Raw genomic sequence first — 25942 nt, 5'->3', positions numbered from 1 at the left:
TGTTAAGAGATACTCTTATGAAAAAGTACTTCTGTATTATGTGCGTTGTGGGATTGGTTGGAATCGCGTCCTTTTCTTGTGCATCGGGATATGATATCCGGGGCCAATGGGTGGGAAATGCCAAGGGTCCGATTTTCGGCGCTGAAGGCAGCGTGACCATCCACTATCAAAAAGGCGAAGATATCGAAGGAATCGTCGAAGGCAGCAACTTCCTGGGAAAAGCTCGGTTCAAAATCAACGGCAAAATTCGAGGAAATACCATCTTCGGAGAGAAAGAGGGAAATACGTTCCAGGGAAATCTCTATGCCGATGGAACCATAAGAGGCCTTTTCCGAGATATTACCGGAGACACGTACAAGGTTTTCTTGCGGAGACCGCCGAACCCCTGGGGTGTACCATACGGGTACGCGCCCGGTTACGGGCCTCCCCAAACGGGAATGCAATAATACCTGATACCTATTTGCGTTGAAGCAGTAAATACTGGGGAAACCCTTCTTGTAACCCCGCGTCTGGCGGGGCCCAAGCCTCTTCCCAAGAACTTTTAGCATTTGGTTCAAGACATGGTTTTTTCTATCGAAAAAACCATGTCTTGAACAAGTGTTAGAAGTTTTTTGGAGGAGCTTGAGGAACCTTTTTTTACAAAAAAGGTTCCTCAAGTATTACTCAAGGTCCTGAACAATGGCAGGCGTTTCGCCGAAGATCTCTTTGAATCGGGTGCTTATCTCTGTCATAGTGGCCTGCATCCTGATAGTTTCTCTGATGTGGTATTTGACTCCCAGTGAACACATTCTGCGTGGTCTCCTGATTGACCTTGAGCTTTCCGGTCCCGAACAGGACCGTTACCGGGAGCTTGTGCACGTCTTGACTCACGGCGTGAGTCAAAGTGTACCGGCTGCAAGAAACCTGAAAGCCGATTTGAGTTACCTGCATTATTCCGAATTCTCCAGCAGTGCACTTGACCGTATACGACCTGATTTCCTGGTGCTCAGCCCTCAAAGCACTCCCTGGCACATGTACCGCGGCCGGGCCGGCGAACAGCTTGAATATGCGAAACAGGTGCTGAAATCCCTTGTTGCAGACCGTGGCATGCCGATCCTAGGCATATGCGGTGGACACCAGTTCCTGGCTCTGACCTTCGGGGCTAAAGTAGACTTCATAGACACGCGGTTTTCGGTCCTCTTTCCAGAACGTTATCCGAAAGAGGCTGTATCCGAAAAAGGTATTGCCCAACTTGAGATGCTGAGACCGGATCCCATATTCTCAGGATTAGCGATACCGGGGTCTTTTCAAGTCATGGAAAGCCATTACGAAGAAGTGAAGAGCATTCCTGAACCTTTTGTGAACCTGGCCAGAAGCAATCTGTCCGAAGTGCAATTGATCCGAATACCCGGCAAACTCGTGTATGGAATGGCATTCCATCCCGAACGTACCGGCAATTTGCCTCAAAATACCTGCACCGATGGAAAAATCCTCCTGGCCAATTTCCTCAAGATGGTGGCTCTTAACAATACGCGCTAAAAGCAGTAAGATTTGGGGAGTTCCCTGTGGAAGAAGGTTCCCCAAACCATCAACAATTTCGATGTCGCGTGTAAGTACATATTTTTAAGTATGAAATTAACACTTATGCGCAGATTTTAGAAGTTCGTCGGATAGGTTCGGAAAAACACTTCTTACCAGAAGGGATTCCCCGATTTCACTCGTTTAGCGTGCACTATTACGAGCCATCAGAGATTGGTTTGGAAATACTTTTGTATGAGGGAAAACGATGGATGATATTCAGAAGAACAGAGTGCGTCTGACTCATTGGATCAACCACAATAACGAGCATTTGACGGGCTATGTCGAGATGGCCGGGAACCTTGAGGGGATGGGCCTGAACGAAGCTGCAGAGGATGTGCGCCGCGCCATAAGTCTGGTAAAGGCAGCCAACCATGAATTCGAACGGGCACTGACAATACTTGGTGGGTCAGTCTCCGAGCACGGTCACGATCACGCGCATGGCGGGCATGGGCATTCCCACGATCATGGCCATCACCACCACAGCCCGCATTCACATGATGCCGATGTGAAGTCGAAGAAATAGACCGAGGAATACTGCTCTACGAAGATACGCCGAATCGCTGTTCCAGAACAGCCTCGGCGTGATTCATCCCTCCTAACCTAGGGCCTGATCGAGATCCCCAATAATATCGTCGATGTCTTCGATGCCTACCGAAAGCCTGACCAGATCGGAAGCGAATCCCGCTTCCATCTGTTGCTCCGGGGACAACTGCGAGTGCGTTGTGCTCGCCGGGTGTATGGCAAGACTCTTTGCGTCGCCCACATTCGCGAGATGTGAAAACAATTTGAGGCGATCTATGAATGCTTCGGCTTTCGCCGGTCCGCCTTTTGGACCGAACACTACGACGCCGCCCGCAAGTCCCTTGAAGAAATATTTCTGAGCGTTAGCATAGCTCGGGTCAGCCTTTAGTCCCGGATACCGTACCCATTGGACTCTCGGATCGTTACTCAGGAACTCGGCAACAGCCAGTGCATTGGAGCAATGACGCTCCATCCTCAAGAACAGTGTCTCGATTCCCTGGAGAAACATCCATGAATTGTCCGGACTAATACAGGCCCCAAGATTCCGAAGGGGAACAAGTCTCATACGCAGAATAAAGGCCAAAGACTGAAGATCTCCCAAGTCACTGCCGAAGCGAATACCCGAGTAGGACGTCTCAGGACGATTGTACAACGTGAATTTCGGATCGGACCAGTCGAATTTCCCGCCGTCGACCACAATTCCGCCGATTCCTGTTCCGTGTCCGCCGATCCATTTAGTCAAAGAATGTATGACAATGTCCGCTCCATGTTCTAACGGTCTGAAGAGATAAGGGGTGGTAAATGTCGAATCCACGATGAACGGAATATGTGCGTCCTTGGCTATCTTGGAGATTTCTTCAAAATCGGGCACGCCCAGCTCAGGGTTACCTATGGTTTCAAGGAAGATCGCACGAGTCTTGTCATGAATCGAGTCCCGCATTGCTTTGAGATCCCGGTAATCGACAAATCGTACTTTCATGCCGAACTGGGGCAAGATGTCATTGAACATGGTGTACGTTCCACCATACAAGTTCGATGTGGACACAAACTCGTCACCGGATTCCATCACATTTATCAAGGTGTAGAATATTGCGGAAGTACCGGAGGCAAGCGAGAGTGCCGCTACTCCGTTGTCTAACGCGGCCATACGCTTTTCGAGAACATCGGATGTGGGATTGGTCAACCTCGTATAGATGAATCCCAATTCTTTCAATGAGAACAAATCTGAGGCGTGTTTGGCATCTTTGAATATGAAGGAAGATGTGCGATGAACGGGTACTCCCCGGGCGAGTGTGCCCAGATCCGGTTCCTGACCGCCATGCACGGCCAACGTATTGAATCGGTATTGCGGTTTTTCTGATCTCAAAGAAGACTCTCCTTGAATATCACCATTGTTCCCTAAAGAAGTACCTCAAATCAACGCGTCGCGCAATGAGTTTTCCGAGAAGAAAGTTTGCAGAATTCTATAGTCAGTGCCAAGAATTCTGTCGTTTATCCCGCGTGTGGAATTACAGGATATTGGTAGGGACCGATGTCTCTGCCGGTCCATTCTATCGATATCATTGATCATATTGAAGATGTACCGGCACGGAGGCACGGCACCCACCAGTACCCCTGTCCTCAATCGGACATTAGTTTTAGCAATTCCTATAAGCAATTCCTTCTCTGTTTTTCCGTCACTTCCTCTGCTCGGAAAAAATGCTCCGAAGGTCGGTTATTCCTTCAAGATTAACGCTTCTGGCGAAGCTGTCATCCACGAGACCCGTAATGTCGTTGCTTTCCAGGAGCTTGAACTTGACCATCAGATCGGCAAGATTCTGAATCTCCTCTTTCTTGGGAATAAACTGATCGAAAACGATTCTTCCGGGCGGCGTGTCCATAGCATATTCAACCAGCTCAATTGGCTGATTCCAGTATTTTGAAGCGATTTCCGAGGCAGATTTCGTATTCCGTTTGGCCCATATTCCAGATCGGGCCGCTGTATGAACAAGGTCCCGGACTGTCTCGCGATCGTTCTGTATGAGTTCGTCTCTCACGATCATCAGGTTGCAGATGAAACCGGGCCAAACCTGTTCAACGTAGCAGAGCACGTTCGATTCGTTTGCTCGCACTGTCTTTGCAGCAAACGGCTCGCCAACAAAGTATGCGTCGAGTGCTCCGGTAGCCAATGCCGACGGCATATCAGGAGGATTCATCTCCACAACGTTGAGGTCCGGCCCTTGAAGACCGAATTGCTCCGCAAGCAGTCTCGTTGCAATGTTGTGACCGGAATATCGCATGGGCACGGCAATAGATTTCCGGGCAAGATCCCGAAATGTTTTCGCCTGCAAGTCTTTCCTGCAAACTAGGGTGCTCTCATGACGGTTCCCGATGTACACTATTTTCACACCCGCACCCTGTTGGTGTAGGACGATAGATAATGGCGCTATTATAAACGCTGCCTGGATCTGGCCGTTGCGCAGGGCTTCGCCCATCTCTGCGAACGAAGAAAACTTCAATGCTTCGTAACGCACCGGGCGGTTCGCTTCGCAAGCACGGTCCAGCAGAGGAGCAGCCAGATTGGTGACCACCGGCATGTAACCCATGCGTACCAGTTTTCTGGTGTCATGGTCGAAATTCAGCCAAAAGTGCAGACCTGAAATAATTGCGAGCCACAGGATCGCGAGCATGCCAATCCACAAGCCTGTTGAAATTCTATTGTAAAGCCTAGAGAGCATAATGAACTCCAAGCTCCATGTAGACGGATCGTCTCAAATCTTCGAGGGCAGATTCCTTCGTAAAATCACGCGGGTGAGAACAGCTAAGTTTAAGATTCATGCGTACTTGAGCAGGCCGATCGCTGAAAACCACCATGCGATCTGCCATGACCAGAGCCTCTTCAATATCGTGAGTAATGAACAGGATGGTCTTGCGAAAGTATTCATGCATGTTGATAATTTCTTCCCGCATTTTGAGGCGAGTCAAAAAATCCAGTCCTGCGAAAGGCTCGTCCATTAACAATACGTCCGGATTTACGACGAGAGCCCGCGCCAATTCTGCACGTCTCTGCATCCCTCCTGAAAGCTGGTGAGGATAATGGTGCTCGAAACCGGTCAGGTTCACAATATCGAGATATTCCCGAATCCGGTCGCCCATCTGTTCTTTGTCGCTCATGTGCCGCAACCCCAGCCGGACGTTATCCCAAACAGTCATCCACGGCAGTAAACCATTGTGCTGAAAGACAAAGATATGATTGGAACTCGGGCCCTTGACCTGCTTCCCGTCAATCGTTACAGACCCTGAAGTCGGTTGCTCAAATCCGGCAATGATGCGTACGAGCGTGGTCTTGCCACAACCTGAAGGTCCGAGCAAACATACAAGCTCTCCATCCTCAAAGTGGAGATTTATGTCGTTCAGGACCTCCAAATACGTGCCCTGTTCCACGTTAGGCGAACAGTTGACTGTCCTGGGCGCCGTCCGGCGCTCCATGTATTGCTTTGATAATCCACAGACTTGAATATGCCCCATTAAACCGAACCCCACGATACTGATTTAATCCTGGTCAGTTTCACTATAATTCGGTCCAAACAAATTCCTATTATTCCAATGGCAATCATCGCGTCCACGACATAATCCATGCGGAGCGCATTGCGGGAATCGAGAATCAGGTATCCCAGTCCCGATTTGACTGCAATCATCTCCGCTGCAACCACGACAAGCCAGGCAATTCCCAAAGATATTCTCAAAGCAGGCATGACCGCTGGCAAAATAGCAGGGAAAATGACGAGCGAAAAAGTCTCGAACCGGTTAAAATTGAAATTTGCAGCAACTTGAAAATATAAGGAATTAATGCGGTTCACCGCGCTGACGGTGTTGACCAACAACGGGAAGAAGCTCGATAAGAAAATTAGGAAAATTGCGGGCTTGTCCCCAATCCCGAACCAGAGCATCGCGAGCGGTATCCACGCGAGGGGAGATATAGGCCGTAAGAACTGAATAATAGAATTGAACATCAGTTGGCCGGTTTTCCACCAGCCCAGCATCATCCCTAAAGGGACGCCCAAAACCACGGCCAAATAGAAACCCGCGGTGACACGGAACAGACTTGCCACGGAATGCTTAAGGAGCGTTCCGTTCACAGTTAATTCCCACATTCCAATTGCTGCACGTCTGGGGGAAGGGAATGCTGATGGCGGCCAAATCCCAAGTGACGATACGATCTCCCACAACCCGCCGAACACCAAAAAAGCGAGAAGCGGCAGCAAAAGGCCTCTCACGCGATCTCTGCTCATACTCGCCATCCTCAAGAAAACAGCCGCAAGGATCGACTGGATCTTCGGAATCCTAGTCTAAAAGCGGACGATCATGGAATCAGAATGTCTGAATGGTTCAAAAAGTCAGTTCCAACCATATCATCATTAGCTTGAGTATGAAAACAAAAAAAGTCATAGGAAAAGTTGGGAAGGCCCATACATCGGCGGTTTTCGGGCACGGGGGAAGGGTCTCTCTTGTTATCGATCGTTTCCTGACCCAATGCATTTAGCAAAAGGACATAGATCGCATCCATCCAAGCAGCGGTACCTGGCGCTCAAAATGCTCAAAGAAAGCGATTCAGTACAAAAGTGTTGCGATTCAAAATCCCAGAGACAAGCTTCCGCCGACAGTCCACGACCTGATGTCCACGGTCCAGGAAATCGACTCTGTGGTCGAACCTGAGAGGGAATTCTCGCGGGTGTTCACATGCATCATGTTCCATCTTACGAAACCGCCCAGATTCAGATTCGAAGCCATCCGGAAGCGGTAGTCAAGCAACGTTTCGACAAAAGACCCGCGTGCGACATCAAAGTCACCGAATTCACTGAAATTGGTGCTGGTCCAGAAATTGTACCTAACGCGACCCGGAACCAAAGGAGTCCCTATGATGCGAAACAGCAATTCACCGCCTGCAAACTGCTGGTGCAATTGCGCGCCGATAAGCGGCAAATACAGATTCAAAACGTAGTCGTCGTCCGTGTTGTCGCTGTACTTTAGTCTCGTGCTCGTGTGGTCCCAGCGAAAACCTGCCAGAATGTCGAAATTATCGGACACACCTCCTCTGACGAAGCCATCAACAGCCCACCAGTAATACGAAGGAACCTCAAAATCGATTGCACCGATTCCACCGGTTGTATACCAGGACCCTGCTCCCCGATGAGGAAAGAAAACGGAACCTGAGAGCAAGAGGCCGAACCGGTCCTGCGGCATAATACTCTCGCTCAGACTGAGCCAAAAACCCCTCAGAGGCCATTCTGCAGTGCCGGTCGAACCGCCTTGACGGTTGGTAACCCAGGTAGCTCCCTTATGATGCTCTAACCAGCCAACATAGAGATTCGGAGAACCGAACATTTCGCTTTTCCGGCAGCCTGGAGTCTGCGTGCCCGCGCTGAAGAATGAAGGGCCGGCCACGGCAGAGACAAAATCGGTTACAGCAGAGTTTTGAGAATATGAATCTGTGGAAACCAATCCCAATGCGATTACGACCGATAAGAGAATGCAGCAGCCTCTCACGAACGACCTCCTCAATCTAATCGCGAACATACCCCTTGTAGGGATGCACGCTGAAAACGGATCTATTTGTAAGGGACATAGGAATATTGGTCCGGCATATTACTGCAAAACAATTCTCTCAACAATCGATATTTGTCGGGTCATACGCAACGTGCGTATCGGCCTGCGCCACCTTATATGCATACTTGCGAAATGGTATGAGTCATCGACCTCCCGGCCTGTCTCAACCGAATGCAAGAAAAGAAGCGATTATTTTCTTGACCTGTGATCAAGGAGTTGCTACGAGAACCTCAACTTGAACCTGCAGTTACTTCTTAACTGACTTCAGGAAAAGGTCATCATCAGCTTCTTTCAGCATCATTTACGCCGGAGTCCCGAGTACCAAGGAGGATTACATTGAAAAAACTTGCTATTGTACTCTTTATTTCAGGATTGCTTGCCGTCCACTGTGGCTCTGCTTGGGCGGACCAGATTGTCGTAGATCGTTCCACTCGTAATAAGACGCTTAATGATTACACTCTCTTGACGAGAGATGCCATTCAGAGGGCGTGGACCGCACCGCTGAATCTCGAGATCCCCACGGCATTGAAAGGCCGTATGCGCATCACATACTCGGTCGACAGAGACGGATCGCTCCAGTCTGTGGAGATGATCCAGAGTTCCGGAAACAAGAAACTCGATCGTTCTCTCATAGCAGCTATTCGATCTGCAGCACCGTTTCCGCCTTTTCCTGACGATTTGCGGGCAGACAATGTGCTGATTCGAGCGAATTTCATCGTCGCAGACGTCCCCACTGTTCCTGTCGTAACGGCAAATCACGAAGTGAGAGACCGTCCCATTCCCATTGAAACCGAACCCGATAAATCCCCCAAAAAATACATCTGGGGGGTTCCGGCAGGATCGTCCAATGTGCAGGATGTCGATGCAAAAGCAGAAAAGCCTGACCCCGGACCTGCGCGAAAGTACAAATGGGGACTGGACAATAATTAATACCGATTCGCTTTTCTTTTTATAATGTGGAGGCTGGAGGTATCCTTCGTTCCGGACGACGCAAGGCCGTCCAATCACTCCGCTCAGGACACCCCAGCCTTTGCTATTTTATAGGCATAACTGCTGAATGGTATGATGTCCTCGACTTGTCATGAGGCAAGCGGTAAGCCTGTATTCCTTCAGTTATCCACGGAGATGAGCCGCTCGGGGACATGTCATTGCGAGGAGCGGAGCGACGTGGCAATCTCCTGATACGTGCCTGCACCTTCAGGGGATTGCTTCGCTTCGCTCGCCGACATCCTACGTACTCAAACGAAAATGCCTCTCAAACCACCGTCCGAAACTGAAGCCTTGCATAAGCCCGGACATTTTCCTTCCGCGCTGCGGAGGAATCATGTAACAATAGTACTAGCGGATAACTGAGACGCATTTCGGCGTGCGGTCATGACTGCGGACCCATGAGAGGACCCGGGAAATAGTCAAGATTGTCTTTTTCCATTATTTCATCAGATTAAAATCACCGCTGAAAGAGTGCTCGTGATTGTAGATCTACAAGAATCTATCGTTGAGACTGTTCGAGAAATACTCGGAATTGCGCGGTTCACTCTTCAGGAGCAAGGGACCCATTTGCCTACAGCAATACTCCATACCATCGAACGAATGATTCCTATGGTGCTGCCGTTTAAAGATCAAGCTCAAAGGACCGCGCTGATCGCGCACGTAAAAGAACAGGCTGTTCTCCTGGGAGCGTACGCAGTTACGACGGTAACATCCGCCAAAATAGTTGATTCGCGAACCGGGAAAGAGCGCCACTGTCTCGTGGCAGCAACGGCAATACAGGGAGGTCGGCCGTACATAGTGGTCCAACAGTTTTCAAAAGATAGTTCCGGAATCGTACGCTTTGGAGAGATAAAAGAAGGTGAGGACGCCGAGGTTCCCGGACAAATGATCATTATCCCGGACTGGGACACTGAGGTATGTCACTGATAGTATTCAGGACGGAGGTGTAGGTAGTGTGAATATATTCGTAGTCAACGGTAGCCCTTCAGGGAAGAAGGGTAATACATACATCATACAAAAGGAGTTCGTGAAAGGGGCACAGGAGGCGGGTGCCAATGTGGAAGAGGTTTTTCTCAATAAGAAGAAGATACACTATTGTCTGGGATGTTTCAGTTGCTGGACCAAGACACCGGGTGTCTGCGCCATAAATGACGACCAGGCCGAGATACTGCAAAAATTCCTCATGGCAGATGTGCTCGTACTCGCCACTCCCTTGTACGCGGATGGAATGTCCGGTCAATCCAAAGTTTTCCTGGATCGTATGATACCGGTTCTTCAACCTGAAATCGTTTTCCGAGACGAACATTGCAGACATCCACGACGGGAGTTGAAAGCCTCGAAGCTTGCCCTTATCAGCAACTGCGGGTTCCACGAATCTGACAATTTCGATGCTTTGGTGATGCATTGCAGGAAACTGTCTCTCAATCTGAATGCGGATTATGCCGGACATCTTTTGAGACCGCACGGACCTGTGCTTCGCTACCCGGAAATGATGCCGAAAGAGATCGCCGGTGTTCTGAAAGCAGCAGAAAATGCCGGTTCCGAAATTGTGAAGAACGGTGTAATTTCCGAAGAATCGATGAAGGCAGTGAGTGCGGAAATCGCGCCGAAACGGGCGTACGCGGAGGCCGCAAATTTCTTCTGGAAACAGGAACTGACGAACAACCGTTAAAGAGCAGGGCCTTTTTTGAGAAGTCTTGACATTATTCCGATATTGTTGGAGCCTCGTACATAACTCAAGAAAACAAGCTGTCGGCGAAAATACAGGTGAAATCATGGCGGTTAACCCCAAGTTATTGGAAATTCTCGTGTGTCCGAAGTGTAAGGGCGATTTGATTCCGACGTCCAATCAAGATGGTCTCATTTGCAGGTCCTGTCAGGTCAAGTATCCTATCAAGGACGATATTCCCATTATGCTCATCGATGAAGCCATTCCTCTGACGGAAGAAAGTCTGGCTTGAACCGACTGGTACCATGCCCGAATTCGACCTATCCAAGATATCGCGTATTGTAGTCAGAGGTACAAATTGGGTGGGCGATACGGTCATGAGTATCCCGGCCCTGCGCAACCTGAGAAGACTCTTTCCCGAGATGCACATAACGGTGTGGGCCACATCGGGTCTTGCTCCTCTCATCAAAGCGACGGAAGTCCCGGACGATCTCATCTGTTTTGACGCATCGCACGGAGGGGCGCTTGTCCGGCCTTTTCGCATGAGGCGAGAGCTGGCACGCGGGCAATTTGGAATGATGGTACTGTTCCAGAATGCATTCGAGAGTGCATTTACTTCGGCTTTGGCGCGAATCCCGTTAAGGATCGGATTTCCTACGGACCTGCGAGGACCTCTGCTCAACGTGAAGGTCCCCCTGACAGAGAAAATCCGGAAGCAGCATCAGGTGTTCTACTATCTCGCGATTACCGAATATCTGGCGAACCTGGTTGGCAATCCCTCCGCCCCGCGGAATCCCGATTGCTCGGTCCGCATCCCTGCCCAAGCCACCGAAGAGGCTATGGCATTGCTATCATCTCACGGAATCTCTCAGTCAGCGGATTTCTTCTGTCTGTGTCCCGGTTCGGTTAACTCGGAGGCGAAGAGATGGCCGCGACAGAATTTCGCAAATCTGGCGGATCGGCTTCAAGCACGAGGGCAGGTGGTTTTTCTGGGGGCTCCCGGCGAGCGAGACATCGTCGACGACATTATCAGGGAAATGCACTCTCCTGCTGTCAATCTTGCGGGAAGATCGGATATTCTGCATTCCATGGCAATCATGAACTTATCCCGTTTCGTGATCTCCAATGATACGGGGAGCGCACATCTTGCCGTGGCATCGTCTGCACGTGTATTGACCATTTTCGGGCCTACTATTCCGGGCGCTACCGCTCCTTACGGCGAAAAGGCTCACATTGTGCAGGGCTCCGCTCAGTGTGCACCGTGCCGGCATTTCACTTGTCCTCACCAGAACCATCCTTGTATGAACAGCATTACACCGGAAAATGTTCTCCGGGAACTGGAACGCCTCATCGGATGATCGCTACTCCTGATGCACCGCTGTGGAAGACAAGAACACCGGACCCTTTCGTCAGTGTGATCGTTCCCACTTTTAACAGAGTGGAGCTGTTGAAAGAGACCGTCCAATCTGTGCGAAATCAGACATTCAAAGATTTTGAAATTATTGTGGTGAATGACGGATCGTCAGATGGAACAAAGGAATGGCTCGATTCTCAGTCGGACATCCGAACAGTCCACCAGAAAAACCAGGGAATAGCCAGATCCAGAAATAACGGTGCTGCGAAGGCTCGCGGTGCGTGGTTTGCTTTTCTGGATCATGACGATCTGTGGGCGCCCGAGAAGCTGGAAGTTCAGGTCCGGTTTGCCCGAGAGCATCCCGAAATAGGCTTGATTGCCATCAAACATGTTCGATTGGGAAGTTCGTATCGTACCCCGCGAAAATCGCTCTGGATATACGGCGATCTGCTGGAAAAGGAATATGGGGAGAGTTTCATTCACACCTCTTCCGTCATGATTCGGCGGGATGTTCTTGCCGACGTCGGAGGCTTTCCTTCTCGGTATCGATTCGCTGACGAATTTGATGTCTGGCTGAAAATCGCTGCACGCTATCCCATAGCCTATTGTAACCAACCTCTCGTCTTCATCAGGTTCTATGAGGCGAATACGAGCCACAACAGGGTAGGGGTGCGGTCGGATACGTACGATATCCTCCTGCAAAACTACGATCCGGAGAGAATCCCAGTGCAAGTTTTTCTGAGAACTCTTTCAGATCATGATATATCTTTCGGACGAGCGTATCTGAACAACGGTGACTTTGAAAACGCTCTTTATTGGTTTAGATCTTCCGTAGAGAGAACTCCGTGGAGATTGAGGAGTTGGCGATATTTTCTTAAATTTCTTGTGATGAGGGTATTGAGGAGACGTGGAAATAAAAATCTACCGGATGTGAAGAAGTGAACCTTTCCATATCTCTGAATCCGGAAGCTGTTCGCTTGATTGGATCTGAAGAAGAATTGAGACAGTTTGCTCGAGATGTGTTCGACGAGCACCGCCGAATTCTCTCGGCAGGCGGAGATGCCGTCAAGAAGAACTCCCTCGAGACTGCCGTAACGGTGGTTGAACTTCCTGACCGTCCGCCTGTGTGTGTCAAAGAGTTCCGATGGCGAGGGGCGCTCCATGCGGCCAAAGGACTCTTCCGAGCGACCCAGGGATTACGTACTTTCCGAAACGGAGAACTCCTCATCCGCGCGGGATTCCTCGCTGCTCGGCCAATGGCTCTCATGCGTGACACCACATTCGGTTTGGTGAAATCGGAATGGGTTATCATGGAGTTCATCCCCCACGGTCTGGAGTTGGATCGTTATATTCTCAAAAGAATCTCCGAAAATTGGGAACCGGAAGAACAGCGTAGTATGGTACGGCTTTTCGGAAGGTATCTGGCTCGGTTGCACTCTGCCGGAATAGCTCATGCAGATCTCAAGACCTGTAACATTTTAGTGAAGGAGGATGCGGATCGGATCCGCTTTTTTCTCCTGGACTATGACGATGTGCGATTCCAACGGAGCGTCTCATGGAAGCAACGAGCCAAGAATCTCACGCAAATCTTTCTTTCTTCTCCATTGAGCCTGGGGCCCGCGCAGAGATCCCGACTTCTCGGAGAATACACATTCCACTGTGGCATTGGCGGGAAGGACCGCAGAAAACTGGCCAAGAAAGTCCTGAAAATGGTCGGAAACAGAGATATTCTTTACGTGGGATTTCAGGGCGACGTTCGAGAACGGACATGCTGGCAGGCGAACAACCCTGAACCGAGATTGTGATTGCACGGTACGTTTGCCGTAGCTGACGAACACACCCGGTTCAAGAGATCGAACTAAATTAGGATAAGGGGCGAGGATTCTCCCTTTACGATCTTGTCGCCAACGGCAGTTCCGCAGTAAGCACATAAGTATTCGTACTTGTCTCCTTCAGGAAGGACAAGAAGAAGTCTTTCTCTCACCGGCATGGCTCTCCCACACTTCGGACAATACAGTTCAGTTGCATTGAAATTACTGAACTGCTGCTTCTGCTTCTGCTTCTGTCCGGGCCGCCGTTGCTGAACCGAGAATTGACGGTTACCGCGTTTCTGCATCGTAGTCTTTACCTCCGAAAACAGCTAGACCTGCCGCTCCATAATGTATCAATCTGGTCAAATAAGGTCAAATCCTTAGGAAAAATTCATAGATAAAAGGGCGCTTTTACTTAATTGATGAAGTAAATTCTATGAAATACTCATGCAATGGTTGACATATAGGCAGTTCCTTTGCTATTATACGCACAGAAATAACCGATTTGATATTGAGTGCCACATGCCTCAGCACGAATTTGGAGAATGAAATGAAGATCATTTCAGGTCTACTCATTATGGTGATGGTTGTCGCTTTTGCCCCGATTTCACATGCAGGGTTTTCGTTTGGCCTTCAGAGGGATTCCGACTGCTTGACTCAATGCCGCCAGGCGCCCTGTATTTTCCCCCCGGTCATGAATCCGTGTGCCGTTGATTGTCGAATCCCGGGAATTCAGAAGCAAGCAGTGCCATGTGCTTTTGACACTGCATGCCCATCCGTGCGGCTCCCCTGTCACGGCGTAGATTACGGCTGTAATCCGTATCCCTTGTTTAGCTATTGATTCCCTCCATTTCTGAATGTAGCTGAATGAAGATGCAAGTGTTCTGATAACGAGGGGCATTCACCCGAATACCCCTCGCGCTTTCTTTCTGAAGATAAGCGCCTCTCTCCTTACAATCCCTGTACGGCTGACTGCCGATTTGGCTTGACACCTCCCCCCAATCCGTTGTGTAATAATTTAAATGCGTAATAATGCGTGCTGGTTGCCGTTTGCGGACACTGTATCGTACGGACATTTTCGGTGCAGTTGTGCGATGCACTCTGTTTTTTGTCTTAATCAGGAGTCGAAAGAGTATGCGGTTTTTCGTGTGGATGGCATTGGGGTTGTGTTGGTTGGTTTGCGTATCCGAAACGAACGCCAAAGAAGTATATACCAAGGAATTGCTGCTGAGTTCAGCTCACGTTTCGAGCGATTTGAACCACGATGAAACATTCGATACGGTCATTGAGAGAGTGTTATCTGATTCGTTCTCGAGAGTCGAGCACCGTAGCCGCTTTGGTTCGGCGGTATTCGCTATTGCTCCTGAAGAATCCGCGTCTCGCGAGTTAGGGCTCTTTCCCGGAGCGAATTCGTTGGATATCACTTCAGGGAAGCGAACGAGAGTTGCTTCTCTCCTCCCTATGTCGGCTGCAACAAGTGAGGCCGCTGAACTCCTGGATTCCGGGCCCAGTCTTGAGAACTCAGGAAGTCTCGTGGGAGATCCTGTCGATCTTTTCTCCAGCTTTGAGATTCTCGTCGATCGAAAAGAATACACTGTACGACTTTTCGGATCGAATGGCGATGAAAAGGTCCTTCTGTACGATTGTAAAGCCGGACTCGGTTCCCCGGAATACCCAACACCCAAAGGTACATTCTACATTTGTCGAATTTACGATGACAAACCTCTTTGGATTCCGCCTCCCAGCGATTGGGCGTACGGTCAGTCTCCGAGTAATTCTGTATATGGCGGTCATATGCTCCCGTTTTTCAAGAAAGTCCCCGCAGTTGAGGGAGAGAAAACTGTTCATGAGGAGGATGCCGATCTCATAGCAGTGCAGATGAAGATGATTGACGGAGGGATGTACAGAATTCACGGGACGGATTCACCGTGGAGTATAGGGCAAGGGCAGTCTCATGGATGCGTTCGCCTGCTGAACATCTCGGTCAAGCGACTGGCGGATACTCTGAAAATGTATGTGGGGACCACGACTAGATCAAAAAGCCCTAACGGTGTTTACATCAATCTGGCACGACCGGTTAAGCTGGTGCTGTACTGATTTCTTCTTTGTGTGCGATTCAACTTGATGAACGCATAAGCGCTTCTGAAGCAATAAATGTTGACAGAAGCGTGTCAATTAACATATCATACGCCCATCAAGTCATCCCGGACAAAGCAACCAGAGAAAGAATATGAAATCTAAGTTTATTGGGGGCTCGATTGCCCTCATTTTTATGTTGCTGGCAACCTTTTCGACTGATGTTCGTGCGGAGGGACTCTACGGCGGCCCTGGCATGTGTTATTCCTATTCTTGGATGGAACCCACCATATATACGGGATACTTTTTCCAAGGCAATGTCCCTACATTAAAGATGGACACCAATGTGAGCGGCGGATTGTCAGGATTTCGAGCACACGTTCCGGTGAAAGGTGTGTGGACCGAAATCGGATTTCCAATGAAAGGCACAGGTCCTTTCGGACTGGTCATTGCAACGGGGTACTTGTTTTCCATCCCCGGTGATGCTACCACTTCCTACGATTTGCCATACGTCGTTGCCAGAACCTGGGACAGCACCAATCAATGGTGGAATGCCCGCATTGCTCTTACCTATGATGCTCACCCGTCGATCACTCTCATTACCGGATTTCGCTATGAATCGTTCATGGCAAATTTGAGAACACCGGTAAGCGAGATTAACCAGCTTGGGAATCAAGGGAATCAGGCAAATTTGACGTTTGCCGCATATATTCCCACTATAGGAGCGATGACCAGGATTTTCGCTATGAATGGCGGAGCCGTCATAACCGGAGGAGTGGTCGGTTGGCCTATGCTTTGGGGGGCGATCTCATATATTGAGAGCATTCCTTCCGGCATCCGAGTGGGCGCGAACTCTGTTCCCGGAATTCCCGCCAGTGATGAATTCAGATCGGGTGGATACTTCCTGGAGACATTTGCAGACTGTTCCGTTCGCTATGGATATTTCAATTTGGGAGCATTTTTCAAATTCAATATTGTCAGCGGTCAGTTAACCACGAATCTCATGGCACGTGTTCCCTATCCGGCAGTCGATTACCGTCTGAATTTCGAAGCCCAGAATTGGATCTTCGGCGGACAAGTAGGCATACCCTTCTAAACTAACCGCCTATTATCATCTAACCTGAATACGAATGCATCCTTGACGAAGAGGCTCCAGTGTGCTCATATGCTGGGCACTAGCAATTGTGCATTATACGCGCGCGGCGGAGAAAGCATGCAGAATCAATATGTGGAACTGGCGAATAGAATAGGTCTCGGTCAATCGGAGAGAATACCGAAAATCTTTGCTCTTATTGCAGATCCGGAAGAAGCGGCGCTCTTGCTCGCTTTACCCGGCGATGCCTCCAAGATAGCGGCCGATTTGGGTAAATCGGAAGAAACTGTCTCGGCAATGCTCCACACGCTTTTCGTGAAAGGCTTGGTATTTCCGTCGGGCAAGGGCAGTCCCGTCATGTACCGAATGTGCCGCGATCTCGTGCAGTTTCACGATGCATCGATTCTCTGGCCCGATGCTCCGCGGGATTTTCTCGATCTCTGGCAGGACTTCATGGAAGTGGAATGGCCCTCCGTGGCCAAGATGATGAGCCAGATCATGCCCCGACCGTTCACGAGAGTTATTCCCGTAGGCATCACCGTACCTGCCAAGACTCACGTACTCGCATTCGAAGATATCAAAGACATCATTGAAAATGCGCGAACAATTTCCGTAACAAAGTGTACGTGCCGTTTGACCGCTCAAAAATGCGATCGCAAATTGGACGCCTGCCTTCAGATAAACCGGGCAGCGGACTACAACCTTGCGAGAGGCACTGGACGTCAACTCACTAAAGAAGAGGCGCTGGATCTCATGCGTGAGGCAGAAGAAGACGGCCTCATTCATGTCGTGATGAATAAACAGAATGTGGACCATTTCATCTGCAGTTGTTGCCCGTGTTGCTGTCAAACCATGCCGGTTCTCATTCAACATAATATCAGTGTCATCGAACCGAGCCGGTTTTCTGCGGACGTCGATCCATCTCTATGCACGTCGTGCGGTATGTGCGTGGAACGATGCTATTTTGGAGCCGTCGTTCAAGAGGAAGATAATACGGCTCAGATAAATAAGGATAAATGTATGGGATGTGGACTGTGTCAAGTGACCTGTCCCGCATCGGCGATTTCAATGGTGGAGGTTCGGCCGAAAGACTACGTGCCGGAAAAACTGTTCGGTAACTAACGAGCATACATTCCGACGCGATGCGGCAGCCCGTTGTTCATGCCGAATCTGGTGCCGCGGGTTTGAGGCTCACATGAAACGAATAGCGCTCCTGGTCCTCGTGGGTTTACTCCTCTGCGGGTGTTCCGCGTTCTCCAAGAATAAGGGTAACCTGGCTGCATCTGAACCGGTGGAAGTCCCTGACGAATTGTGGAAGAACGTTCGAAAAAAGATAGAAGAACGGTCCAAAGCAGAAGCTGCCAAGCAGGAGCAGGTGCCAAATCTAAAGCAGGAACTCGAGAAAAGACTTGCCCCCCTCTCACGTCAGGAACCTGCCGGCAAGAAGAAATAATGCATCGGTCCGGCGTCGCTGAATTCCGCTCCACCGGAGCCCATGCTGTCGCTGCAATCAACCATCCTCAACTTATAGCAAAGGTCAGAATTTATGTCCGATTGCGAAAAGCGCTTCTCGAAAATTGGTGGGTGCCGGCCTCCGTGCCGGCACATTTATTAAAACAAATCAAACAGTTCTGCCCGGCAGCGACGCCGGGCACTACCGTTCCTTATATAGGGCAGGTTGTTCAGAAGGTCAGAAATTATGCCACCTACTATAATAGTAGCGAACTGCAATAGTAAATGCTCTTGTAGGCGGGCAAATCCGTGTGCTATATTTCTATCGGCTCCAGAATTCGGTTCATACTGATTTGCATTCAAAGAGAAAATCTGGGAAACACTTCTTACAAATGGATTATGTCCTTAGTTTAGTTGAGAGACAGTCAGAAACTCTGGTAATGGCTATTCCTGGTCGGGCGGATCAGGGCCAATGCGGATCGGGTAGGGGCATCCCTTGTGGGTGCCCGATAGCGACCGGCCTCCGTGCCGGTCATCCGGAAGGCCAGGCACGAGACCTGCCCCTACAACGGCTTCGCCCGCAATGCCAAGATCATGTAATTACTGTTGATAAAACCGATGCTTTCAATTCGGAACTGAGCTAACGGCATAATCCTTTTACAAAAAGGTTCCCTGATATTACAACTTTGAACGCACATCGGTCTCACTAAGATTTCGACATTACAGAGAGGTTTTGCTTCTCTTTTGCCTACGTAAGCGCACTGTCATGCCCCGCATTCCCTGAGGGACTTCCATGGATCTTAAAAGAGAGATTGAGGCTAAGGATCTGATTTTTGATATTCGCACCGGAATGACCGATGCACAACTCATGGAGAAATACCGCCTGACCTACAAAGGGTTACGCAGCGCTCTGAAGAAGTTGCTGAACGTTCAGGCCATCAGCCCGGAAGAGTTGTACGAGCGGTTTCCTCTATATGAAGTGATAACAGCCGAAGACATGAAGGAGCTTGTGAAAGGGCCCCTGGCAATGCCTTTGCCGGTATATGAATCGAACGATCCCGATGGCAAAGGGCAAGTCAGAAACATTTCCGAGCAGGGTGTAGGCATAAGAGGGCTGGCATCGAAAGTGGGGGAGACCAAGCATCTGGTTCTAGACCCTACAGAATTAGCTTCCATTGATTTGATCTCATTCTATGCCCAATGCAGATGGGTGAAAAAGAAATCGTCCGGAGAGTACGTTGCCGGTTTCGAGATAATCAGAATTTCGAGAGAAGGGTTTCAGGATCTGAAAAAGATAATCCGACTCCTGGAATCGAAATAATGTGTTGTGAGTTTGCGGAATCGAAAGAGTGTTGACTTTGCGGTTGCTATAATGCAATGAAGCTGCAAAACAAGAGATTTCAATCAGACTGTTTGCCGTCTTAATCTGGAGGCCGTTTCCTTTGGTGAATTATATTCCGGGGAAAGAACAGCCTTTCTTGGATGCTGTTTCTCGACACTGGAAGATCGTCTTCCTCCTTGCCTTGGGATTCTTCCACGTTATTCTTACGTTAACGATTCTACCCGCTCATCTCAGCATAGATGAGGCCATCTATCACATGATGGCTCGCGATTTTCCCGCGAGAGGCCTGGAAGTATTCACGGGTTATCCGGAATATTCCTCCCGGGAAATGCTGCATCAGTTTATGCGAGTTTATTCCGGGAGAACCTTCAGTCAGTATCCTTATCTCTACCCCGTGCTCACAACACCATGGTACTTTGTCTTCGGCTTTTACGGTCTGTTCCTCATCAATTCCTTCGCATTTGCAGGAGTTGTTCTCCTCGTATATCTTCTAGCCCGAGACCTGTTCAGCGACAACGATCTGGCAGCAAATTCATGCCTCGTTTTCGTTTTGGGAACCTACGCCTGGGAATACTCGCAAGCGGCTTGGCCCCACATGACCGCTCTCCTTTTCACCACAACGGCTTTTTATCTAGCTGTGAAGTCTTATAATTCCGAAAATACGTCTCATCGGCTGTTGTTGGCTCTCACAGCAGGATTAGTGGCGGGGTTTGCGCCCGGAATTCGACTGGATACAATTCTAGTTCTCGGCGCAATTCTCATGATTTTTCTCTTGAGCCGCCCATGGCGTCCGCTGGAAACCATTGCGGTTGCCGCTGGCAGCCTTCCCGGGCTAGCTGTCCTATCCTGGACCAACTCCATAAAATTCGGCACATTCAACCCTCTGTCGTATGGTACTCCCTTAGATGGCTATGTTCCCACCGTGCCATGGGTACTGGCAGGTGCAGGATTGTCGGGGCTTGTTCTTCTCTGGATCTTGACTCGGTCGCCGGTCACTCGGTTCTTGAAACAGCACTGGGGATATGCTCTAGGAGGAATCTGCCTGGCCGCACTCCTGGTGCTCGTCATCCCTCACACGAGGACAATGGTGCTGCAGGTTTCCGTCGGTATGCTCATGATGGTCGTGGATCTTCGTTTTCGTGATCCCGCGATTATCGAGCAGGCGCTGCGAACCACCTCCAGCGGAGCCATCGTATACATACTGGGGCTGAAGAAATCTCTGATACAGAGTCTCCCTTATTTGACGGCAGCGCTCTGGATTCCGGTTTTTCGCATTTTACGGGGTAGTTCCGAAACACGCTCCCTCCTGATTCTCTTCGTCGTTCCCATTTTGCTCGGTGCTTTCTTTGGGTTCACCAGGGATCATGGAGGCTTGTGTCTCAATCTGCGTTTCTTTCTTGCCGCATTACCCTTTACGTCCATACTGACCGCATTTGCTCTTCGCACAATCAGCACCGAATGGAGCGTTCCTGACGGTCCTATGGTCTGGATCTCGGCAATCGGCCTTGGTGCAGCAGTGTTTTTTCTGTTCGTGGGACGCAATGTTATGGATGTGGAAGCGCTGGAACTGCCTCTGTTGAATCTTCCTTTGATCCTGGCAACTACGTTATTGATACTGGTCATCGGTGGAGACTTGCTAAAAGGAACGCTCGGCTCTTTTGTGCGGCATACGGCTTTTGTTATTCTTGCCATAAGTTTGACATGGGCTTCGCTGACAGCGTTCTTCTACGATTATCCCTTGCATTCGAGACAACGAGCAGTGAATTATGAGATGGGAGAAAAAGTGCTTCCATTGATTCCGGACGACTCTGTTTTCTTCACTGCTCCGTTTATAGACCCATTCTTGAAACTGGTGGAAAAGCCTCGGCTCAGAATTGGCTTTCCGGGTCGCGATAGGTTTGCAGATTTTCCCAAAATTGTGGAATTCTACCTGAAGTCCCACAAGCGGGTTTTTGCAGCCTTTCCGGAGGGCTTCTGGAATGAGCTTACACGCGGGCCGCTTTCGCAGTTTTCCATTAACCCGCTGCTTTCGATGCCGGGATGCATTGTGGCCGAGATTACAGCGTCGAAAGCAGATTGATAAAAATTCAAGGCAGATCAGTGGAAAATATTCCTATAATTCGCCCCACGTTACCCCCCATGGAAAGGATTGTCGAGACATTCCAACAATCGTACGATTTCGGGGCAGTTACGCTCGGGAAAGTCACGGCCGCTCTTGAAGAGCGCACGGCAGAATTCACGCAAACGGCCCATGCCCTTGCAGTTTCAAGCTGCACATCGGGTCTCATGCTTGCTTTCGCAGCTATGGAGTTTCCCGAAGCTTCGGAGGTAATCGTCCCCTCTTTCACCTTTGCTGCCACGGTCCAGGCTATTGTCTGGAATCGGCTCACCCCTGTATATGTCGATTGCCTGCCGGGCACGTTCGCTATCGATCCGGATCAGGTGAGAAGAGCGTTGAGTCCGCGTACTGCAGCAATCTGCCCTGTTACTATCTACGGATTGCCTCCGGATTTTAACGAGTTGCAGCAAATATCCTCACAGCATGGGTTACCCATGATTTGTGACTCCGCGCAGGGGCTCGGTTCCACGTACAAAGGAAAACCTTCGGGGGGATTCGGTACGTGTGAAGTCTTTTCCCTCAGCCCCACAAAAGTGATCACTGCAATCGAAGGCGGACTGATCACTACGGACGACAGTGAATTTGCAGACAAACTCAGGATGATGCGAGACTACGGCAAGGGTCCGGGCGGGGAAGAGATGGTCCTGAATGGGCTTTCTGCTCGGATGAGCGAGCTGCATGCCTCTGTGGGATTGCTCAGTCTGGAAAATGCGCGGAATCTCGTGGACGCTCGGCTCCGATTGATAGAGACATACAGACACCGGACCAAAAACCTTAGGGGCTGTAGAGTTCAGGAATTTCCTGGAGATCGCACTTCCAGCGGCAACTATTTCACCCTGCTCATAGGGCCGAAGGCAAAGAAGGACAGGGATGCGGTCCGTGCGGAACTCCGAGCGGCCAATATCGAGAGCAAACGCTACTTTTTCCCGCCCGTTCACGAGCAGCCGGCCTTGAAGCGAGTTCCTCATCGGATTGTGGGGGATCTGCGCAACACAATAGCTGCATCACAGGAATCTCTTGCATTGCCGCTCTTTTCTCACATGACGGAAGAGCAGCAACAGCGAGTTTGTGATTGTCTCGTTTCGGTTCTCGGATAGCGGCGTATGAAAATGAATCGCATCATCGAGAAGCCGATCCTTAAAGTGGGCTAACGCAAAGTGCAGCCGTATTTCGTTACTTTGAGAGGCTGGGATGCCGGCTTAACAGTCTCGAGAGGGCGGACACCACAATGGGAAGTAAAAAGGAATGAACAATAAAGCCATACAAGAAAAATCTGACGATCAGCCATTGTTTATCCTGAAATACCGCTGGCTTAGAAAATCTATACCAATCAGTGGTTTAGTTCTTTGCGTTCTTTTTGTCGGTATATGCACCTTTTTCGCCCCAGGGGTAAAGCTCTCTAGCAGGATTATTGGCCTTTTTATTTTTTTGCTTTTTTTGCTTAGGCTCATTGACCTGCTTCTCTTTAGAGAAATACGTCTCTACAAGGACAGAATAGCGAAAGTATGGAAGTTGACGGGAACACGAGAGATAATGTTGGCAAATGCCAGGCTAAGAAGCTACTGGAATCCTACTTTGGGAGTGTGCGGAAAAAGTATCTCCAACCAAAATTTGAATGAGCATTGGGGATGGATTCTCAATGTGTTTCTCCTTTCAGGAGTTTCCTATCTCGAACATCTGGCAGACCCCAAAGATGTGAAAAAACTAAACAGTCTCTTGGCCGAGATCTCAGGTAGAAAAATTGAAGATTTTGAACAGACGGCGATGTTTCGAAAATTGATTGTTGTGGAGGACGTGTAATGTCAGAAAACGAAATACCACATTCTGACTAAAAAGTCGCGTAGGATGCGGTGAATGAAATGAACCGCATCAGTCGAGAAACCAACCCGTCGTTATCGCGAGGTGGTGATCGTACACGGTGTTCCTGTTGCAGTCACTCCGTCCGGAATATCCTTCACTACCACCGAACCTGCGCCGACGATCGAACGTTCCCCGATGCGAATCCCTGGTATGACGACCGTTCCTACTCCCAGAAGAGTACCTGATCCGACAGAAACATTTCCGCACAAACGACATCCCGGCCCGATATGGACTCCGTCCCCGATTGAGCAATCATGATCGATGCTTGCCGCTGTATTGACGACAACGCTGTTGCCGATGTAGCTGTCCGAATTAATGACGGTTCCTGCCATTACGACCGTGTTGCTTCCAATGTGCACGCCGTGTCCGATCTGACATGAAGGGTGAACAGCGCTGATGAGATCGAAACCACTCCTATTCATCCAGGAAGCCAGTTCCATACGGTTTACATTGTCTCCTACTGCAACGATACCCGTTGTGATCCCAAAAGAATCGCGGGCCGAGAGAAGCCTGCTTCTCCCGCCGGCAATGCGATATCCGCAGAATCCTTTATTCTCCAGGGAATCGTTGTCGTCAAATATGGAAACGACCTGGTACAGGCCCTGCTTTTCGATGATGTCCAGGACAACTTTGGCGTGTCCGCCTGCCCCGAATAAGAAGATTTCTTGTGCCATTAAGACTGGGAACTCCCTTTCCATAGTAACCCGGGCGCACCGGAAGAATTCTTCATCACGTAATCGTTCAGTTACCAGCGGGCACTAGGGATTCTGCGCCCTGGAAGGGCGGCCCAATAGTAGCCACGGGTGTCAGAAAGCGTCTCAAAACCTGCGCACTGCGGCGAATCACGCAAGCCGGACGGGAGGACCTGCTTCTGGGAAAAAAGCAGTCCCGTCAAGTGAAGATCAGGCGAGGTTCGATCCGAGTGTACTGTCCGTTATAAGGTCATGGTCTCCCTCCGGCTGCTTACGTGAATGCCACCTCGCCGGATACCCAATGGTGGTAGAGCTTCCTGAGATTTATGGTCGTGCAAATAAGGTCCCACTGGGCCTTTACGTTGTCGATTCCGGCCACGGTCCATCGCCGAAAGCTTAATGCGCTCTTGATCCAGGCAAACGGTGGCTCGATAATCTTCTTTCGAGTCTTCAGGCGCTCTTTGTTCTCTGGTTTTTCCCTCTTGCTGCGGTGTCGTTCTAGGGCCGCCTCGTAAACGCTGAGGTCTATGAGGCGTCCGTTCTTGCTCTTGGAGCATTTCCAGCGATTGGGACACGTTAGAAAATCCTTGCAGTGATACCTGCGAACCTCATTGTGGTTCTTGCCGTTAATTTTCCGCTGATGAAAAGGCAACAAGCGCCCTTCAGGGCATATGAAGCAATCACGCTCCTGATCAAAGACGAACCGGGATCGGTGATAGAGATCCTCATCCGCACCTCTCTCGGAAACAATTTCCCCTGACGATTTCCCGATAAGAATGCCGTATTCTCGCTCATGGGCCAGACCTATCTGCCCTGAGGAAAAATATCCCCCGTCCGCCACATTTTCCTCTGCCACAGCGCCCAGATTCTCTTTCACCTTGTCGAGCATGGGGACCAATTGCCCGTTGTCGGCCCCATCCGTGACCACATCTGCGGCCACGATAAGGCCGCTCTTTTGGTCGGCAACCGCCTGAGCGTTGTACGACAAGTCTTTGGTCCGGCGATTCTTCATAAAGCGAGCTTCCGGTTCCGAAGGGTGAACTGACTTCTTGTCCGATTCATCCAACTCCTTCAGAGCCTCTTGTATCCGCTGTTTCCGTTTCAATCCGTCTTGCATGGACTGCGGAAGGCGATACTCACCGGTCTCTTCCCGCTCGGCTCTCTCTATCTCAGTCATCGCATCGGCAATCGTGCGGTCCAATCTCTCCGAAACACTTTCCAGAAACCTCTCCAGGTGCTCACGACCCCGAGCCTTGTCGTTGGATGAGACGGCTTGGATCTTGGTCCCGTCCACGGCATGAAGAGCTAGACCGATCAGATCGGCCTTCAGAGCAACACGAATCGACTGTCTGAACAGATGCCTCAATGATTTCTTGTTCGCCTTGAAGAATCGCCATAAGGAATTATGATCCGGAGCATTCATCCCCGTCAGCCAAATCAGCCCCATATTCTCAAGGCAACCCTTCTCAAGCTTACGGGTACTCCTGATCCGATTGAAGTATCCGAAAAGCCACACCTTCAACAGAAGATCTGGCGCATACGGAGGACGTCCTGTATCGCTGTCGGGAACCTCGATTCCCAACTCGGACAGATCCAAGGAATCCACGAAATCTCGGATAAAGCGCGCCGGGTGATCCTTAGCCACCCAGTCTTCCACTGACGGCGGAAACATCAAGATCTGTTCGTAATCGGCCCGGATCTGTTTGCCCATGACAGCCTCGTGGTTGTTGAATTCCTCTCCTTTCTAGTACATCTCTTGGCAAATCGCGAGCCCAAAATGGAGTTTTGAGACAGTTTCGTCAACCCGTGGACAGCG

At 50.0% G+C, this 25942-nt stretch carries 27 protein-coding genes; 19 read left to right on the top strand and 8 right to left on the bottom strand.

The features are described 5' to 3' along the window. Nucleotides 1–17 precede the first annotated feature (17 nt). The 3 genes from DESTI_RS14205 to DESTI_RS14195 all read left to right on the top strand — a co-directional run bounded on the left by DESTI_RS14205 (nt 18) and on the right by DESTI_RS14195 (nt 2083). Nucleotides 18–446, top strand: a complete 429-nt coding sequence (locus DESTI_RS14205; RefSeq protein WP_014810664.1) for a hypothetical protein — start codon at nt 18–20, stop codon at nt 444–446. A gap of 232 nt (nt 447–678) precedes the next feature. Next, nucleotides 679–1518, top strand: a complete 840-nt coding sequence (locus tag DESTI_RS28920) for a type 1 glutamine amidotransferase (RefSeq protein WP_014810663.1) — start codon at nt 679–681, stop codon at nt 1516–1518. A 247-nt stretch (nt 1519–1765) separates the two neighbouring features. After that, complete coding sequence (locus tag DESTI_RS14195) at nt 1766–2083, top strand: DUF8180 domain-containing protein (RefSeq protein ID WP_014810662.1); 318 nt, start codon at nt 1766–1768, stop codon at nt 2081–2083. Nucleotides 2084–2155: 72 nt separating this feature from the next. Here DESTI_RS14195 and DESTI_RS14190 read toward each other — a convergent pair whose 3' ends face one another. From DESTI_RS14190 to DESTI_RS14170, 5 genes are all read right to left on the bottom strand, one after another. Then, a complete protein-coding gene (locus tag DESTI_RS14190) occupies nt 2156–3448 on the bottom strand; it encodes an O-acetylhomoserine aminocarboxypropyltransferase/cysteine synthase family protein (protein ID WP_014810661.1) in 1293 nt (430 codons plus the stop codon). A 310-nt stretch (nt 3449–3758) separates the two neighbouring features. Next, nucleotides 3759–4799, bottom strand: coding sequence for an ABC transporter substrate-binding protein (locus DESTI_RS14185; RefSeq protein WP_014810660.1), 1041 nt, complete (start codon nt 4797–4799; stop codon nt 3759–3761). Continuing rightward, nucleotides 4789–5550, bottom strand: coding sequence for an ABC transporter ATP-binding protein (locus DESTI_RS14180; protein ID WP_041287156.1), 762 nt, complete (start codon nt 5548–5550; stop codon nt 4789–4791). Before DESTI_RS14180 ends, DESTI_RS14185 begins: the two co-directional genes overlap by 11 nt. A 38-nt stretch (nt 5551–5588) precedes the next feature. Further along, nucleotides 5589–6353, bottom strand: a complete 765-nt coding sequence (locus DESTI_RS14175) for an ABC transporter permease (RefSeq protein ID WP_014810658.1) — start codon at nt 6351–6353, stop codon at nt 5589–5591. A 340-nt stretch (nt 6354–6693) separates the two neighbouring features. Then, complete coding sequence (locus tag DESTI_RS14170) at nt 6694–7608, bottom strand: hypothetical protein (RefSeq protein ID WP_014810657.1); 915 nt, start codon at nt 7606–7608, stop codon at nt 6694–6696. A gap of 396 nt (nt 7609–8004) precedes the next feature. Here DESTI_RS14170 and DESTI_RS14165 point away from each other — a divergent pair, with 396 nt between their 5' ends. The 7 genes from DESTI_RS14165 (at nt 8005) to DESTI_RS14135 (ending at nt 13486) form a co-directional block, all read left to right on the top strand. Beyond that, on the top strand, nt 8005–8598 hold the full coding sequence (locus DESTI_RS14165) for a TonB family protein (RefSeq protein ID WP_041286211.1): 594 nt from the start codon (nt 8005–8007) through the stop codon (nt 8596–8598). 537 nt (nt 8599–9135) lie between these two features. Next, the gene (locus tag DESTI_RS14160) at nt 9136–9585 is read left to right on the top strand and encodes a hypothetical protein (RefSeq protein ID WP_014810656.1); all 450 of its coding nucleotides are present in this window, start codon (nt 9136–9138) and stop codon (nt 9583–9585) included. 28 nt (nt 9586–9613) lie between these two features. Beyond that, nucleotides 9614–10330: a flavodoxin family protein gene (locus DESTI_RS14155; protein WP_014810655.1), complete on the top strand. Its 717-nt coding sequence runs from the start codon at nt 9614–9616 to the stop codon at nt 10328–10330. Nucleotides 10331–10433: 103 nt separating this feature from the next. Beyond that, the gene (locus tag DESTI_RS14150; protein WP_014810654.1) at nt 10434–10619 is read left to right on the top strand and encodes a Trm112 family protein; all 186 of its coding nucleotides are present in this window, start codon (nt 10434–10436) and stop codon (nt 10617–10619) included. Between the two features lie 13 nt (nt 10620–10632). Further along, the gene (gene waaF / locus DESTI_RS14145) at nt 10633–11685 is read left to right on the top strand and encodes a lipopolysaccharide heptosyltransferase II (protein ID WP_014810653.1); all 1053 of its coding nucleotides are present in this window, start codon (nt 10633–10635) and stop codon (nt 11683–11685) included. Beyond that, nucleotides 11682–12623 carry a glycosyltransferase family 2 protein gene (locus DESTI_RS14140; protein ID WP_014810652.1) on the top strand — a complete coding sequence of 314 codons (942 nt, stop codon included), beginning with the start codon at nt 11682–11684 and terminating at the stop codon, nt 12621–12623. The genes waaF and DESTI_RS14140 overlap by 4 nt, the downstream gene beginning before the upstream one ends. After that, nucleotides 12620–13486 (top strand): lipopolysaccharide kinase InaA family protein, encoded by an 867-nt coding sequence (locus DESTI_RS14135; RefSeq protein ID WP_014810651.1) that lies wholly within the window; start codon nt 12620–12622, stop codon nt 13484–13486. The genes DESTI_RS14140 and DESTI_RS14135 overlap by 4 nt, the downstream gene beginning before the upstream one ends. A 53-nt stretch (nt 13487–13539) precedes the next feature. Here DESTI_RS14135 and DESTI_RS14130 read toward each other — a convergent pair whose 3' ends face one another. Next, a complete protein-coding gene (locus DESTI_RS14130; protein WP_014810650.1) occupies nt 13540–13797 on the bottom strand; it encodes a hypothetical protein in 258 nt (85 codons plus the stop codon). A gap of 829 nt (nt 13798–14626) precedes the next feature. On the opposite strand from DESTI_RS14130, the gene DESTI_RS14120 reads away from it, so the two are divergent. The 9 genes from DESTI_RS14120 to DESTI_RS14080 all read left to right on the top strand — a co-directional run bounded on the left by DESTI_RS14120 (nt 14627) and on the right by DESTI_RS14080 (nt 23374). Then, complete coding sequence (locus DESTI_RS14120; RefSeq protein ID WP_014810648.1) at nt 14627–15589, top strand: L,D-transpeptidase; 963 nt, start codon at nt 14627–14629, stop codon at nt 15587–15589. A gap of 133 nt (nt 15590–15722) precedes the next feature. Beyond that, a complete protein-coding gene (locus tag DESTI_RS14115) occupies nt 15723–16664 on the top strand; it encodes a hypothetical protein (protein ID WP_014810647.1) in 942 nt (313 codons plus the stop codon). A 117-nt stretch (nt 16665–16781) separates the two neighbouring features. After that, nucleotides 16782–17783, top strand: a complete 1002-nt coding sequence (locus DESTI_RS14110) for a 4Fe-4S binding protein (protein WP_014810646.1) — start codon at nt 16782–16784, stop codon at nt 17781–17783. Nucleotides 17784–17856: 73 nt separating this feature from the next. Continuing rightward, nucleotides 17857–18114: a hypothetical protein gene (locus DESTI_RS14105; protein WP_014810645.1), complete on the top strand. Its 258-nt coding sequence runs from the start codon at nt 17857–17859 to the stop codon at nt 18112–18114. Continuing rightward, nucleotides 18114–18395 carry a hypothetical protein gene (locus DESTI_RS14100; RefSeq protein WP_014810644.1) on the top strand — a complete coding sequence of 94 codons (282 nt, stop codon included), beginning with the start codon at nt 18114–18116 and terminating at the stop codon, nt 18393–18395. The genes DESTI_RS14105 and DESTI_RS14100 overlap by 1 nt, the downstream gene beginning before the upstream one ends. 511 nt (nt 18396–18906) lie before the next feature. Next, on the top strand, nt 18907–19434 hold the full coding sequence (locus DESTI_RS14095) for a PilZ domain-containing protein (RefSeq protein WP_014810642.1): 528 nt from the start codon (nt 18907–18909) through the stop codon (nt 19432–19434). A gap of 121 nt (nt 19435–19555) precedes the next feature. Continuing rightward, on the top strand, nt 19556–21535 hold the full coding sequence (locus DESTI_RS14090) for an ArnT family glycosyltransferase (protein ID WP_014810641.1): 1980 nt from the start codon (nt 19556–19558) through the stop codon (nt 21533–21535). Nucleotides 21536–21594: 59 nt separating this feature from the next. Further along, the gene (locus DESTI_RS14085) at nt 21595–22671 is read left to right on the top strand and encodes a DegT/DnrJ/EryC1/StrS family aminotransferase (protein ID WP_211213677.1); all 1077 of its coding nucleotides are present in this window, start codon (nt 21595–21597) and stop codon (nt 22669–22671) included. A 148-nt stretch (nt 22672–22819) separates the two neighbouring features. Next, nucleotides 22820–23374, top strand: a complete 555-nt coding sequence (locus tag DESTI_RS14080) for a hypothetical protein (protein ID WP_014810639.1) — start codon at nt 22820–22822, stop codon at nt 23372–23374. Nucleotides 23375–23466: 92 nt separating this feature from the next. Here the strand turns inward: DESTI_RS14080 and DESTI_RS14075 are convergent, their stop codons facing one another. Next, a complete protein-coding gene (locus DESTI_RS14075; RefSeq protein ID WP_014810638.1) occupies nt 23467–24108 on the bottom strand; it encodes an acetyltransferase in 642 nt (213 codons plus the stop codon). 289 nt (nt 24109–24397) lie between these two features. Beyond that, nucleotides 24398–25837, bottom strand: a complete 1440-nt coding sequence (locus tag DESTI_RS14070) for an IS1182 family transposase (RefSeq protein WP_014808019.1) — start codon at nt 25835–25837, stop codon at nt 24398–24400. Between the last annotated feature and the right edge of the window lie 105 nt (nt 25838–25942).

The organism is Desulfomonile tiedjei DSM 6799, from assembly GCF_000266945.1.
GTDB lineage: Bacteria > Desulfobacterota > Desulfomonilia > Desulfomonilales > Desulfomonilaceae > Desulfomonile > Desulfomonile tiedjei.
Note: the sequence above shows the minus strand (reverse complement) of the source record. Positions and strands in the feature narration are given on the sequence as shown.